Genomic DNA, 14288 nt, shown 5'->3' on the forward strand with positions numbered 1-14288 from the left:
CAATCCCCTCATTGCAACTGTGACGGCGGCGCGTTGACCGCACGTTTGGCGTGGCGCAGTTTTGCGATCAGATTGTCGTGCCCACAGGCTGCCTGGTCGCCCCCTCCCGGGCCGAACCTGACCTCTTCATCCTCCCAGGCCGCGTCGAGCGCGTGCAGGTCCATCGGATCCACGTCCGCCGCCTTCAGCAGCTCATCGACGATCTCCACGCGGGGCTGCTCCGCGGCGATCTGGAGCAGCGCATCGAACACCGCCCTATAGCTCGACTGCCGACGCCCCAATCGTTCCGCGAGCGCGGCGATGATGTGACTGGTCTGGCCGAGCAACTCGCGCGCGTCCGCAAGCTCCCGGGTGGCGAGAAATTCGAGGAACAGCGGCAGATAATCCGGCAGCTCGTTGCCGGCGATGACGAGGTTCGCACGGTCATACATGGCCCGCAGGTCGACCATGGCCTGGCCGCGGTCGCGGCCTTCGCCATGGACGTGCTCGAACAGATGCAGCGCCAGGGTCTTGCTGCGATCGAACAGCAGGCCGTAGCGCTCCTGCAGGTCGTAGACGTCGCCCGTGGCGATCTCCTGCAGCAGCACATCGAGCTCCCGGCGAATGCCAGGCTGGACGAGGCCTTCCTGGTCGAGCACCCGCGCGAGCTCCGGGACAGCCGTGATCATTTCCCCGCTCGGATAGTTCAGCAATGCCGACAGCACCTTGAACGTCTTCATCAGGCGACCTCCATCGGGTTCTTGGCCTTACGCGGCGATCCGAACAGGTTGACTTCGCTTTCGCCCCCGGAGCAGCCGTTGCCGAACGAGAAGCCGCAGGAGCCGCGGATATCAAACGCGTCGGCACCGAGCTCGCGGTGCGCGGTCGGGATCACGAAGCGGTCCTCGTAGTTGGCGATCGCCATGATGTGGTACATGTCGTCGATCTGCGGGCCGCTCAGGCCGACGCGCCTCGCGATCGCCTCGTCGACCACGCCATCGATGGTCTTGGCCCGCATATAGGCACGCATGGCCAGCATTCGCTCGAGCGCCAGCGTCACCGGCTTCTCGTCGCCCGCAGTCAGCAGATTGGCGAGGTACCGCATCGGAATGCGCAAGGATTTGACGTCGGGCATCTCGCCATCGTGCCCGATTTTGCCAGACGAGGCCGCCGACGTGATCGGCGACAGCGGCGGCACATACCAGACCATCGGCAGGGTCCGATACTCCGGGTGCAAGGGGAAGGCGACCTTCCATTCCATCGCCATCTTCCAGATCGGCGACCGTATCGCCGCCTCCAGCCATGCATGAGGGATGCCCTGGCGCTCGGCTTCCGCAAGCACGTTCGGATCGCTCGGATCGAGAAAGATGTCGAGCTGGGCCTGGTAGAGATCGCTCTCGTCGGGCTTGGCCGCGGCCTCTGCGATGCGGTCCGCGTCATACAGCACGACACCGAGATAGCGAATGCGCCCGACGCAGGTCTCGGAGCACACGGTCGGCTGCCCCGCCTCGATCCGAGGATAGCAGAAGATGCACTTCTCCGATTTTCCCGAGGACCAGTTATAATAGATCTTCTTGTATGGACAGCCGGAGACGCACATTCTCCAGCCGCGGCACTTGTCCTGATCGATGAGGACGATGCCGTCCTCCTCGCGCTTGTAGATCGCGCCGGACGGGCAGGATGCGACGCATGCCGGATTGAGGCAATGCTCGCACAGCCGCGGCAGATACATCATGAAGGTGTTCTCGAACTGGCCGTAGATCTCCTTCTGCACGCCGTCGAAATTGACGTCCTGAGAGCGCTTGGCGAATTCGCCGCCCAGAATCTCTTCCCAGTTCGGTCCCCACTCGATCTTTTCCATCCGCTCTCCAGACACCAGCGAGCGCGGCCGTGCCGTCGGCATCGCAGATGCCTCGGGCGCACTTTGCAGGTGCTGATAGTCGAAGGTGAACGGCTCGTAGTAGTCATCGATCTCGGGGAGGTCGGGATTGGCGAAGATATTCGCCAGAACCCGCCACTTGCCGCCTATCCGCGGCTGGATCGACCCGTCGCGATTGCGCGACCAGCCTCCCTTCCAGCGGGACTGGTTCTCCCAATCCTTGGGATAGCCAACGCCTGGTTTGGTCTCGACGTTGTTGAACCACGCGTATTCCATCCCCTCGCGGCTGGTCCAGACGTTCTTGCAGGTCACGCTGCACGTGTGGCAGCCGATGCACTTGTCGAGATTGAGCACCATTGCGATCTGAGCACGGATCTTCATTCTGCAGCCTCCGAGGGAGTCGTGGCCGACCGGTCAGCAGTCGGCTGGTCCAGCCAATCAATCTTCGACATCTTCCGGACGATGACGAACTCGTCGCGGTTGGCGCCGACCGTGCCGTAGTAGTTGAAGCCATAGGCCTGCTGAGCGTAGCCCCCGATCATGTGCGTCGGCTTCGGAACGACACGCGTGACCGAATTGTGGATGCCGCCGCGCAGCCCCGTCTGCTCGGAGCCCGGCACGTTCACGATCTTTTCCTGAGCATGATACATCATGCACATGCCCTGCTTGACCCGCTGCGAGACCACGGCGCGCGCAACCAGCGCGCCATTGGTGTTGTAGGCCTCGATCCAGTCATTGTCGGCGATACCGGCAGCCTTTGCGTCGATCTCGCTGATCCACACGATGGGACCGCCGCGCGACAGGGTCAGCATCAGGAGATTGTCGGTATAGGTGGAGTGGATGCCCCACTTCTGATGGGGCGTAATGAAGTTCAGGATGACGGACGCATTGCCATTCGGCTTGCGATCGATCACCGGCTTGACGGTCTTGGTATCGATCGGCGGCCGATAGACGCAGAAGCCCTCGCCGAAGGCCCTCATCCATAGGTGATCCTGATAGAGCTGCTGCCTGCCGGTCAGCGTCCGCCACGGGATCAGCTCGTGGACATTGGTGTAGCCGGCGTTGTAGCAGACCTTCTCCGACTCGAGCCCCGACCAGATCGGCGACGAGATGATCTTGCGCGGCTGCGCGACGACGTCGCGGAACCGGATCTTCTCATCCTCCTTCGGAATGGCGAGATGAGCATGGTCGCGGCCGGTGAATTGCTCCAGGGACGACCACGCCTTGACTGCGACCTCGCCATTGGTTTCCGGCGCCAGGCTGAGGATCACCTCGCAAGCGTCGACCGCACTGTCGATGCGAGCCAGCCCCTGGGTCGGCCCGTCGTCAGCGACGACGCCGTTGAGACGCTTCAGGAGCTCGACCTCATGGTCGGTGTTCCAGGCCATCCCCTTGCCGCCATTGCCGAGCTTGTTCATCAACGGTCCAAGCGAGGTGAAGCGCTTGTAGAGATTCGGATAGTCACGTTCGACCACGGTGACCGCCGGCATGGTCTTGCCGGGGATCGGATCGATCTCGCCCTGCTTCCAGTCCTTGACGTCGAACGCCTGCGCGATTTCGCCCGGACTGTCATGCATGATCGGGGTCAGCACGACGTCCTTCTCGACCCCGAGCACTTCGGGCGCGACCCTGGAGAAGGCCTCCGCGATCCCCTTGTAGATGTCCCAATCGCTGCGCGATTCCCACACCGGATCGATCGCCGCCGAGAGCGGATGGATGAAGGGATGCATGTCGGACGTATTGAGGTCGTTCTTCTCGTACCAAGTGGCCGTCGGCAGCACGACGTCCGAATACATGCATGTGGTCGACATCCGGAAGTCGAGCGTGACCAGCAGATCGAGCTTTCCTTCCGGGGCCTCTTCGTGCCAAGTGACCTCGACCGGTCTATTGTGGCCCTGGTCGCCAAGATCCTTGCCGATCACGCCATGCTTGGTGCCGAGCAGATGCTTGAGGAAATATTCGTGGCCCTTGCCTGAGGCGCCGAGCAGGTTGGAGCGCCAGACGAACAGGTTGCGGGGCCAGTTCTTCGGATGATCGGGATCCTCGCAGGAGAGCTTCAGCTCGCCCGACTTCAAGGCCTTCGCGACGTAGTCCTTCGGCTCCAGGCCGGCGGCGGCGGAGCGCTTCGATACCTCGATCGGATTGGCCTGCAGTTGCGGCGCGGACGGCAGCCATCCCATGCGCTCCGCGCGGACATTGTAGTCGATCAGCGCTCCGTCCCAAGAACCGGCCGGTGCGGTCGGTGAGAGAATCTCGCTGACATTGACCGTCTCGTAGCGCCATTGGTCGGTGTGAGCGTAAAACGCCGAAGTCGAATTCATCTGCCTCGGCGGGCGCCCCCAATCGAGCGCAAAGGCGAGCGGCGTCCAGCCCGACTGCGGCCGCAGCTTTTCCTGACCCACATAATGCGACCAGCCACCGCCGGACTGGCCGACACAGCCGCACATCACCAGCATATTGATGATGCCGCGATAGTTCATGTCCATGTGGTACCAGTGGTTCAGACCGGCCCCGACGATGACCATCGAGCGCCCCCGGGTCTTAGACGCATTCGAGGCAAACTCGCGCGCAACCGCGATGATCTGGCCCCGCGGCACGCCACAGATCGCCTCGGCCCACGCCGGAGTGTACGGCTCCAGATCGTCGTAGCTCCTGCCGAGATGGTCGCCGCCGAAGCCGCGATCGACGCCATAATTGGCGGCGAACAAATCGAACACAGTGGCCACGACCGCCTCGCCATCGGCAAGACGAAGTCGCTTCACCGGCACGTTGCGGGTCAGCACATCCGGATGATTGGTGCCGCTGAAGTGATCGTGCTGACGGTTGCCGAAATAGGGGAATCCCACCGGCGCGATGTCGTCCTCGATGCCGGCCAGAGACAGCCGCAGCCGGGTGTCGTTGTTCGCCGAGCTCTTCTCTTCCAGGCTCCACTTGCCTTTTTCGCCCCAGCGGAAGCCGACCGATCCCTTGGGCACGACAATGGCCCCGCTGATCTCATCATAGGCGACGGTCTTCCATTCGGGATTGTTGGCCTCGTCGAGCGATGTGGCGAAATCCGAGGCGCGCACGAACCGCTCAGGAACGAGCCGTCCCTCGGATCTCACCAGCCGTACCAGAAATGGCATATCCGTATACTGGCGCACATAGTCGTTGAAGTATGGCGTCTGCCGGTCGATGTGAAACTCCTTGAGGATCACGTGACCCATCGCCATCGCGAGCGCCGCGTCGGTGCCCTGCTTCGGCGACAACCAGAGATCGGCGAATTTCGCGGCCTCGGAATAATCCGGGCAGACAACGACGCTCTTGGCCCCCTTGTAACGAACCTCAGTATAGAAATGCGCATCCGGCGTACGCGTCTGTGGCACGTTGGAGCCCCACAGCATCAGGAAGCCTGAATTGTACCAGTCCGCGCTTTCAGGTACGTCGGTCTGCTCGCCCCAGGTCTGTGGCGAGGCCGGCGGCAGGTCGCAATACCAATCGTAGAACGACATGCAGACGCCGCCGAGCAGCGACAGATAGCGCGCGCCGGCCGCGTAGCTCACCATGGACATCGCCGGGATCGGCGAGAATCCGAACACGCGGTCCGGACCATGGGCTCTGACCGTATAGGCATTGGCTGCCGCGATCAGCTCATTGACCTCGGCCCAACTCGCCCGCACGAAGCCGCCCAGTCCGCGCTTCTGCACATAGTCCGAGCGCTTGCCCGGATTCTCGACGATCGACCTCCAGGCTGCGACCGGCGTCATCCGCGCTCGCGCCTCGCGCCACAGCCTGAGCAGCCGCGAGCGCACCAGCGGATATTTCACCCGGTTTCCGGAATAGAGGTACCAGCTGTAGCTCGCGCCGCGGGCGCAGCCGCGCGGCTCATGATTGGGAAGATCAGGGCGCGTCCGGGGGTAGTCGGTCTGCTGGGTCTCCCAGGTGACGATGCCGCCCTTGACGTAGACCTTCCACGAGCAGGAGCCGGTGCAGTTCACACCATGCGTCGAGCGCACGATCTTGTCGTGCTGCCAGCGCTTGCGATAGCCCTCCTCCCAGGAACGGTCCTCGGTCGTCGTCACGCCGTGTCCGCCTGCGAACTCCTCCTTGGCCCGGGTGAAGAAGGTCAGCCTATCGAGAAAATGGCTCATCGTTTACGTCCTCATTCAGCGGGTTGGGCAGCGGCCGCGATCGCCCGGCGCCGTTCGACGTCGTGCAGGACGCCGCCCTTGCGGGTGTAGACGGCCCAGGTGATCAGCACGCAGGTGACGTAGAAGCCGAAGAAGCCCCATAGGGCGGCCTGCACGCCGCCGGTGAGGTCGATCGAGGTGCCGTAGGATTTGGGAATGAAGAATGCGCCGAAGGCGGCAATCGCGGAGGTGAAGCCGGTGATGGCGGCGGATTCCTTCTCGGCCTGGCGCAGCCGAGTCTCCGCGTCCGCGGTCGGCATGAGCCGGGTCATTTCCTGGCGCATGATGTTGGGGATCATCTGGAAGGTCGATGCATTGCCGACGCCGGTCGCGAAGAACAGCAGCAGGAACATCGCGAAGAAGCCCCAGAATGCACCGGGCTGATCCTTGATGCCGAGGAAGTAGAGCACCCCGAGCACGCCGGCCATCATCAGCAGGAACACCCCGACGGTCACGCGCCCGCCGCCCCATTTGTCGGCCATCCAGCCCGTCGCGGACCGCGACAAGGCACCCACCAGCGGCCCGAGGAATGCGAACTGCAACGCGTCGACGGCCGGGAACTGGGTCTTCGCCAGCAGCGGGAAGCCCGCGGAATAGCCGATGAACGAGCCGAACGTGCCGGTGTAGAGCCAGCACATGATCCAGTTGTGCCGCCGCTGGAAGATGACGGCCTGATCAGCGAAGGACGCTTTCGCGGAGGCGATGTCGTTCATCCCGAACCAGGCGGCGAAAGCACTGGCGACGATGAACGGCACCCAGACGAAGCCGGCGTTCTGAAGCCAGATCGGCATCGGCTGCGACCCGCTCGTCGCCATCGCCGGATCTCCGCCGAACCAGCCGAACACGCCGACCGTGATGACGATCGGCACCACGAACTGGACCACGCTGACGCCGAGATTGCCGAGGCCGGCATTGAGCGCGAGCGCGTTGCCCTTCTCGGCGCGGGGGAAGAAGAAGGAGATGTTGGCCATCGACGAGGCGAAATTGCCGCCGCCAAAGCCGCACAGCAGAGCCAATATCAGGAACACCGGATAGGGCGTTGCGGGATTCTGCACCGCATAGCCGATTCCGATCGCGGGTATCAGCAGCGACCACGTGGCCAGCGTGGTCCACAGCCGGCCGCCGAAGATCGGCACCATGAAGGAGTAGAAGATGCGCAGAACTGCACCGGAGATCCCAGGCAGCGAAGCCAGCCAGAACAGCTCATCGGTCGTGAACTTGAAGCCGACCGAAGGCAGCTTCGCAACCACGACAGACCAGACCTGCCAGACCGCGAAGGATAACAGCAGCGCCGGAATGGAGATCCAGAGATTGCGTCGCGCGATGGCTCGGCCCTGCTCCCTCCAGAACGTGTCGTCCTCAGGCCGCCAGTCGGTGAGAACCGCGCCGGACAGGGCTCCGATGTGCTCGGGCCGGTGGATCTCCTCCATTTCCGGCAGCTCCGGCAGCCTCTTCAGCGCCTCGCCGGCAACGCCGCGCTCCATCTGCCGGATCGAGAGATGCATCCAGACCAGCGCGCCCCCGACGAGCAGGAAGAGCAGCATGAAGCAGCTGGTTCGCAGACCGGTGAGATCGACCAGCGCGCCGAACGCGATCGGGAGCACGAATCCGCCGAGCCCGCCGATCATGCCGACCAGGCCGCCGACGGCTCCGACATTGTTCGGATAGTAGACGGGGATGTGCTTGTAGACGGCGGCCTTGCCGAGCGCCATGAAGAAGCCGAGCACGAAGACGATGACGACGAACGGGACGAGCCCCATCTCCAGATGAAAGCCGACCTTTCCGTTGACGGTCGTCACGACGTAGTCCGTCGGCGGGTAGGACAACAGGAAGGTCGCGGCGACACCGACCAGAAATGTCCAGTACATCACGCGACGGGCACCGAAGCGATCGGACAAGTGTCCGCCGTAGGCGCGAAACACGCTGGCCGGAAACGAGAACATGGCGGCCATCATGCCGGCCGACTGGATTCCGACACCGTAGACCTTGATCAGGTATTGCGGCAGCCACAGCGACAGCGCGACGAAGGCGCCGAAAACGAAGAAGTAATACAGCGCAAAGCGCCAGACCTGGATGTTCTTAAGCGGCGCGAGCTCGAGCCAAGCGCTGCCGGCCTTCTGCTTGCGCTGCCTTCGCGAGCGGACCACCGGGTCCTCCTCGGAGAACAGCCAGAAGACGATCGCCATGACGCCGATCGCGAGCGCCCATATCTGGGCCACGGTCTGCCAGCCATAGGCGACCAGCACGAACGGCGCGACGAACTTGGTGACGGCGGCGCCCACATTGCCGGCGCCGAAGATTCCAAGCGCAGTGCCCTGCTTGGCCGTCGGATAGAACCGCGACACATAGGCGACGCCGACCGCGAACGAACCACCGGCGATTCCGACGAAGAGCGCGGCGACGAGAAATTGCGGATAGGTATGCGCCCAGGTCAGGAGATAGGTCGCGACCGCCGCGGCGAGCATCACGACGGTGTAGACGCGGCGCCCGCCATACTGATCGGTCCAGATGCCCAGTATCAGCCGGATCAGCGAGCCGCTCAGGATCGGGGTGCCGATCAGGAGACCGAACTCGGTTTCGTTCAGATCCAGCTCTTGCTTGATCCGGATGCCGATGATCGAGAAGATCGTCCACACCGCAAAGCAGATCGTGAACGAGATTGTTGAGAGCCAGAGTGCTCGCGTTCGGTGCTCAGGGCTGAAATCTACGGCGTCCATGGTGGCCTCGACGTATGGCTTCGACGCCACAGCAGTTATTCGGGGCACCAGGGAAAGGTTTTGCGATGCATCAACCGGACGGTCCGGTCGGCCACAATCTGCCAAATGTCTCAGATCGGATTGTCAGACTGCACGTATGCAATTGACTTTTGTCACGGTTCGGCGCGATAGCGGGTGAGTGACTCCTGGAGCTTCGCTTGCGCCCCGACGAACTCGCCCAGTTGAAGACGCTGCCGCTGTTTGCGGACCTCAGCGAGGAGAACCTGAAGCGGTTGCTCGGCGCGGCTCTGCTGCAGCAATTTCCGGCCGGGGTGCGGTTGGCTCGCGAGGGAGATCAGGCCGACTTCCTGCATGTGCTGATTGGCGGGTTGGTGGAAATCTACACCGAGCAGGACGAGGCCGAGTGGGGCATCTCACTGCTTCGTCCCGTGTCGACCTTCATACTTGCTGCAGTCGTGGTCGATCAGGCGTATCTCAATTCAGCCCGCACGCTGACGGAGTCGCGGGTGCTGCTGATCCCCGCCCGCGATGTAAGGGCACTCTTCGACGAAGACATCGCATTCGCACGGATTGTTGCTCAGGAGCTGGCGTATGCCTATCGCGCTTCTGTCAAGAAACTGAAGGGCACCCTGGCCCGGTCGAGCATCGAGCGTCTCGCCAACTGGATCCTCGCCGAAGCCCAGCGCGAACCGGGGCATGCGAATATCGTCATCCCATTCGACCGCGGCACGCTGGCCTCCCACATCGGCACGACGCGCGAAAACCTGTCACGCAGTCTTGCCCAACTTACGAGCCATGGGATTCGCGTCCGCGGACGAGAGATCGTCATCGACCACAAGGAGCGGTTGGAGCTGTTTGCCCGGCCAAAGCCCCTGATCGACGATCCCGGCTCGTAGGCTTCTTTGGCGTTCGGTCCTGCCCCTCTGTTGGGAACGGCAAATCAGCAGAGTACGGAAACGGAGCGTCGATATAGTTCTTCTCCGCCGCACACCCACTCCGCGTGACAGACGCTGAGACGCCCCGAATCCGATCGGCCCTGGAAAGTGCGGCCGGCAAAGCCGTGATCGCGGGCGACGCTGAGCCTTGTCCACGAACTCGTCGATCTCGATCGTACGCGTGGACTCCAGGGCGATCTCCTCGAGCTCCTCCTTCGAGACCTCGATGTACTGGCCCTTCTCGAGCTCATAGCCCTTGACGATGTCTTCGTGGGGGACCTCTTCGCCCGTATCGGCGTCGACCTTGACGTACTCGATCCGGTGGCCAGTTGTCCGGTTCAGCTGATTGAAGCTGATCTTCTCGGACTCGGAGGTGGCCGGGTAGAGGGCCACCGGGCACGTAACGAGCGACAGGCGCAGGAAGCCTTTCCAATTGGCGGGGGGCCATGTACGCGGAACTCCGGTTGAAATGGTCCGGACTCAAGACGAATGGCGGCGCCGGGTTCCGACGGGCGGCTTTGGTACGCTTCTAAATGGCTGATATCTCAGATAAAATAATTAAATCAACGCTTTGGCGCTTCTCCGTGGTGCCGATGATGGGTCTGGTCATCGTTCCCTGACGGGCCTCATGCGATACAACCGTCTGCGCCGAACGGCTGCTCCCGCAGCTTCTGTCAAACCACCGTCACGTAACGCGAACACAAGGAAACGATCCCGACCTTGGCGGCCGGGGCAGCCGAGCTTGATCCAGTGCTCGGAGCTGCGCCCGCACGGCGCGCTGCATCCGAAGACCGATCGCAGGAATTGCGGGTACCGAATCTTGACCGAAGCAGGCCATGCAGGCCCGTGCGACAATGATCTGATCGCGGAGAAGCAAGGCGTCGGGTCTCTCGGCGTCGGTCCCGTCGCCTGCCGGAGCACGGCTCGGCTGAGGGCGCTGAGGCTGCTGATTGCTGCATCCGGCCTCGCCGGGCTGGGCTATGAGATCGTCTGGACGCGTCAGCTCGCCCTCGCCCTGGGCACGGAAATGATGGCCGTGCTCGGCGCCATCGCAGGATTTTTCGCCGGACTGGCGGTGGGCGCCTTCTTCCTCGATGGCAGGATCCGCCGCGCCGCCAATCCGCACCGGGTGTATGCCGTTCTCGAAACGGTCATCGGCCTGTGGGGGCTGTGTGCGATCTGGCTGCTTCCCGCGTGCGCGCACGCCCTCGCGCCGCTGCTCGGCACGGCGCCCTCCCCCGCCTTGTTATGGAGCGCGAGCTTCCTGCTGCCGACGCTGGTGCTGTTGCCGGCGACGGTTGCGATGGGCGGGACGCTGACCGCGCTGGAACGCATGATGTCCGCGGCGCGCGGCCCGCAGCCCGTCAGCGCCGGCGTCTACGGCGCGAACACGGCCGGCGCCGTCGCTGGCACGCTGCTGTCCACCTTCGTGCTGATCCCCGCGCTTGGATTGTCGACGACGCTGCTTTGCCTGGCAGCCGTCAACGCAGCCTGCGCGTTGGCAGCGCTCCGCCTCGGCGGAGCCGTGCAAGTCGACCCTCGGGCGGGCGATGATCGCGAGCCTGCTGTCGCCGACCTCCGCCTGACAGGAACGCTGTTCGTCACCGGCCTGCTCGGCATCGCGTTCGAAGTGCTGGTCGTGCGCCTGGCCGCGCAGATGATGCAGGACACGGTCTATAGCTTCGCCTGTCTGCTGGCAGCCTACCTGCTGGGCACCGCGATGGGCGGCATGATCTGGCAGCGCGTCGGGCCGAGGGTTGCGCTCGGCAAAACCGCCTTGATCAGCAGCACCGCGCTCGTCTGCCTCGGCACGGCGCTCATGACGCCCTTGCTTGGCGGCGTCGCTGACAGCGCGGCGAGCCTCGGTGTCGCCGGCGAGCTCGGACTCGCGCTGACGCTGTTCCTGTTACCCGCGATGGCGATGGGCGCCTTGTTCGGCCAGCTCATGCAGGATGTCCGCAACGTCAGGGGATCAGTCGGCTGGGCCGTCGGCATCAACAGCCTCGGCGCAGCCGTTGCGCCGCTGACCGCGGCACAGCTGCTGATTCCCGCTTTCGGCACTTGGAGAGCATTGGTCCTCGTTGCCGTCGGATATCTTCTGCTGCTGCAGCCCCAACGCGCTGCGCTGCGCTGGGCGGCGGCGCCCGCTCTACTTGCACTCGCGCTGTTGTGGCTTCCCGCCCCCCTGCTCATCAAGGTCCCGCCGGGCGGCAAGCTTCTGGCCGTGCGCGAGGGACCGATGGCGACCGCGAGCGTCGTCGACGACGCCTCAGGAGCACGCTATCTCGAGGTGAACGGCCACTTCCGCATGGGCGGCACCAGTTCGGTGCGATCCGATTTCCGCCAGGCCATGCTGCCGCTGCTCTTGCATCCAGCGCCGCGCAGCGCCCTCTTCCTCGGTGTAGGCACCGGCGCGACCGTGCTCGGCGCGGCGCAGATGCCGGGCCTCGACGTGCGCGCGGTCGAGCTGTCCTCCGAGGTCGTCGCGCTGCTGCCCTGGTTCGACAACCCCGCGGCCGAGAAGGAAAGGCCGCCGATCTCCGTTGCCGATGCCCGGCGCTTCATCATCGCCGATGACGGACGCTACGACGTGATCGTGGCGGACCTGTTCCACCCGGCGCTCGATGGCAGCGGCGCGCTGTACACGGTCGAACATTTCGCGGCCGTCAAGCGGCGACTGGCGACCGAGGGCGTGTTCTGCCAGTGGCTGCCGCTCTATCAGCTCGATACGCCGTCACTGCGCGCGATCGTCAGAAGCTTTCTCGCAGTCTTCCCACAAGGGTCCGCCTGGCTGAACCATTACAGCGTGCGCACGCCGATGCTGGCTCTGATCGGATCAGGCGCCCCGAGCCCGATCGACCCCGAGTTCGTCGCCGCACGGTTCTCCGACCGGAAGCTTCACCCGGTCATTCAACCTCTCGGCTTCGATCAGCCGATCGATCTTCTGGGCCAGTATGTCGCCGGCGCGAAAGCGCTCGCGAGCTTCGCCGGGCCGGGACCGCGCAACACCGACGATTTCCCGTTCGTCACGTTCGACGCGCGCAGCAATGTCCACGCTCTCTCGGCGGCCCCATGGCAATTGCTGCTGACGGTCCTCAGCCAGACAAAGACCGACGCGGTCGATTTGCTGGAAGACTCGAAACGCGGAATGTGGGAGGAACGGCTCGGCGCCTATTGGCGGGCCCGCAACCGATTCATCCAGGCCGGCGCCGCGCTGACCGGCGAACCACGCGGGCCGGCGCTCATCGCAGCCGCCGCACCCGGTCTCCTCGATTCCATTCGCGCCAGCGCCGAGTTCGAGCCGGCCTATGCGCCGCTGATGAGCATGGCAAAAGCGCTGCTTGCATCGGATCGCGCGGCTGCTGAACGCCTGCTTCGGGCGATCGACGCCGCCGCGCCGTCGCGACGCGACGCGCGCGATCTGCTGTCGCGCGAGTTCGAACGGTAGCTCGTCAGGACGAGAAGCTGACGCGGTAGCCCCAGCAGTCCAGATGATCAGGAATCGCGTTGAAGGCGATCGTGATGCGTTGATCGCCCTGATTGCGCGGCACCTCGTGATAGAGATAGCTCGGGAACAGCACGAGATCGCCCGGCTCCGCCTCGGGCAGCACGTATTTGCCGGCATTGAACGGGCCGACTGCGGCGCTGCGCGTGTGATGGCGGAACGAGAAATCGCTGCCACCGGGCGGCCGCACGAACACGGTCCGGCTGCCGGGATGCGACGGCGTCAGATAGAAGATGCCCGAGATGAAGCTGTTGGCGTGGGCGTGCAGGGTCTGGTTGCCGCCGGTCTCCAGCATGTTCGTCCACATCTCCTTGACCGTCCAGCGCAGCTTCTCGCCGAACAGCAGCTCGCCGAAATCGACCAGCTTGGGCACGGCGAGTTCGGCGATGGTCTGAAACAGATTGTTGGCGCGAGGATCGGCGACCTCGGTGTGGAACAGCTGTCCGGACCGCAGATTGTTCTCGATCTTCGAATTGCGGATGGCTGCCACCGCCGCGTCCTTGAGCTCGGCGCTCAAGAGCCCGGGCGAACGCAACAACGGTATCGGGAAAAGAGCTTCGATCTGGTCCATGTCTCAAGGCCTTGCACGCGCCGCAACAGGACCGACAAATTGCCGACTTGCATGACAGCCGGATGACGAGAGTGGAGACGCGGCGCGCGCTCGTCAGCGCGTCGGCATTTCGTCGGCCCGAAGAATGTTGAGCCGCTCGCCGGGCTTCAGGCTGTGGGGCCGGTCGCGCACTTCCAGCACGGCCCGCTCGGCCTTCTCGACACAATCATCGAACTCGCCATTGCCGGCCTCGACCAGCGCCTGCTGAATGTCCCGCTCGGCGAAATAGCGCGAGACGTCGTCCGCCGGCAAGGTCGCCGCCTGCGCACGTGCCTCGGCCACCGCGGCGTCGCAGGCCTCCTGCGTCGGCTCCTCGTCATGCGCCGATGCGACGACGGTCGTGAGGGCAAGAACGGCGAGAATAACGGCGGACAAGCGAGGCATCACGTCGGCGAACCCCAGGGCACAGGTTTCAAAGACGAAGCACCGGTTCGCAAACCGGCGCTCGGAGCGAGCAGGATCCGACGGGGCGGTATCGTCCCGCCGGATCGATG

The 14288-nt window shown here is 64.1% G+C and carries 8 protein-coding genes and 1 pseudogene; 2 read left to right on the plus strand and 7 right to left on the minus strand.

What is annotated here, in order from left to right:
- Positions 1–8: 8 nt before the first annotated feature.
- From narJ to QX126_RS12210, 4 genes are read right to left on the minus strand one after another with little or no spacing between them, the layout of a single operon-like run.
- Entirely contained in the window at positions 9–719 is a 711-nt protein-coding gene (gene narJ / locus QX126_RS12195; protein ID WP_315781134.1) for a nitrate reductase molybdenum cofactor assembly chaperone, read from the minus strand.
- Positions 719–2239, minus strand: coding sequence for a nitrate reductase subunit beta (gene narH / locus QX126_RS12200; protein ID WP_315781135.1), 1521 nt, complete (start codon positions 2237–2239; stop codon positions 719–721). The genes narJ and narH overlap by 1 nt, the downstream gene beginning before the upstream one ends.
- The gene (locus QX126_RS12205; protein WP_315776937.1) at positions 2236–5988 is read right to left on the minus strand and encodes a nitrate reductase subunit alpha; all 3753 of its coding nucleotides are present in this window, start codon (positions 5986–5988) and stop codon (positions 2236–2238) included. Before QX126_RS12205 ends, narH begins: the two co-directional genes overlap by 4 nt.
- An 11-nt stretch (positions 5989–5999) precedes the next feature.
- A complete protein-coding gene (locus QX126_RS12210; RefSeq protein ID WP_315781137.1) occupies positions 6000–8744 on the minus strand; it encodes an MFS transporter in 2745 nt (914 codons plus the stop codon).
- Positions 8745–8941: 197 nt separating this feature from the next.
- Here QX126_RS12210 and QX126_RS12215 point away from each other — a divergent pair, with 197 nt between their 5' ends.
- Positions 8942–9640 carry a helix-turn-helix domain-containing protein gene (locus QX126_RS12215; protein ID WP_315739582.1) on the plus strand — a complete coding sequence of 233 codons (699 nt, stop codon included), beginning with the start codon at positions 8942–8944 and terminating at the stop codon, positions 9638–9640.
- Positions 9641–9769: 129 nt separating this feature from the next.
- On the opposite strand, the pseudogene QX126_RS12220 reads toward QX126_RS12215, so the two are convergent.
- Positions 9770–10150: pseudogene (locus QX126_RS12220) on the minus strand (Ku protein); the annotation flags it as partial.
- 559 nt (positions 10151–10709) lie between these two features.
- Here QX126_RS12220 and QX126_RS12225 point away from each other — a divergent pair.
- Positions 10710–13127, plus strand: coding sequence for a spermidine synthase (locus QX126_RS12225; RefSeq protein WP_315781138.1), 2418 nt, complete (start codon positions 10710–10712; stop codon positions 13125–13127).
- Between the two features lie 4 nt (positions 13128–13131).
- On the opposite strand, the gene QX126_RS12230 is transcribed toward QX126_RS12225, so the two are convergent.
- Positions 13132–13755, minus strand: a complete 624-nt coding sequence (locus tag QX126_RS12230) for a 2OG-Fe(II) oxygenase family protein (RefSeq protein ID WP_315739580.1) — start codon at positions 13753–13755, stop codon at positions 13132–13134.
- Positions 13756–13848: 93 nt separating this feature from the next.
- Complete coding sequence (locus QX126_RS12235; protein ID WP_315739579.1) at positions 13849–14178, minus strand: hypothetical protein; 330 nt, start codon at positions 14176–14178, stop codon at positions 13849–13851.
- Positions 14179–14288 lie beyond the last annotated feature (110 nt).

This window comes from Bradyrhizobium sp. SZCCHNPS1003, from assembly GCF_032381555.1.
Lineage (GTDB): Bacteria > Pseudomonadota > Alphaproteobacteria > Rhizobiales > Xanthobacteraceae > Bradyrhizobium.

Excerpts from the sequence above, each read along its gene's own strand:
- QX126_RS12225 (WP_315781138.1), top strand. The coding sequence starts at position 10,710 with ATGGCCGTGCTCGGCGCCATCGCAGGATTTTTCGCCGGACTGGCGGTG.
- QX126_RS12235 (WP_315739579.1), bottom strand. The coding sequence starts at position 14,178 with ATGCCTCGCTTGTCCGCCGTTATTCTCGCCGTTCTTGCCCTCACGACC.
- QX126_RS12205 (WP_315776937.1), bottom strand. The coding sequence starts at position 5,988 with ATGAGCCATTTTCTCGATAGGCTGACCTTCTTCACCCGGGCCAAGGAG.
- narJ (WP_315781134.1), bottom strand. The coding sequence starts at position 719 with ATGAAGACGTTCAAGGTGCTGTCGGCATTGCTGAACTATCCGAGCGGG.
- QX126_RS12210 (WP_315781137.1), bottom strand. The coding sequence starts at position 8,744 with ATGGACGCCGTAGATTTCAGCCCTGAGCACCGAACGCGAGCACTCTGG.
- narH (WP_315781135.1), bottom strand. The coding sequence starts at position 2,239 with ATGAAGATCCGTGCTCAGATCGCAATGGTGCTCAATCTCGACAAGTGC.
- QX126_RS12230 (WP_315739580.1), bottom strand. The coding sequence starts at position 13,755 with ATGGACCAGATCGAAGCTCTTTTCCCGATACCGTTGTTGCGTTCGCCC.